At 74.2% G+C, this 271-nt stretch carries 1 protein-coding gene; it reads right to left on the bottom strand.

Translation table 11 applies throughout. The features are described 5' to 3' along the window. The coding region (locus J0695_RS43175) for an ATP-binding cassette domain-containing protein (protein WP_206970250.1) at nt 1-267 on the bottom strand (267 nt) is incomplete at its 3' end. Between the last annotated feature and the right edge of the window lie 4 nt (nt 268-271).

The following is a 271-nucleotide window of genomic DNA, read 5'->3' as shown; positions in this document are numbered from 1 at the left end:
CAGCTCGGGGACGAGCACCGGCGCCGGGTCGATCCAGCCGAAGTGCTTTCGGCGCAGCCGTTCGCGGGCGGCCGGGCGCATGGTGTGCACGGGCACGCTGTTGAACCAGACCTCGCCGCTCGCCACGGGCACCAGTCCGGACAGGCACCGCAGCAGGGTCGTCTTGCCGCTGCCTCGCGGGCCGCCGACGGCGAGGATCTCGCCCTCCCCGACGCCGAGCGAGACCCCGCTCAGCCCGGGTGAGCCGTCGTCGTGCCGGAAGTGCAGGACG

The sequence above is a fragment of the Streptomyces beijiangensis genome (genome assembly GCF_017315755.1).
Taxonomy (GTDB): domain Bacteria; phylum Actinomycetota; class Actinomycetes; order Streptomycetales; family Streptomycetaceae; genus Streptomyces; species Streptomyces beijiangensis.
This window is presented reverse-complemented; position numbering and strand designations above follow the sequence as displayed.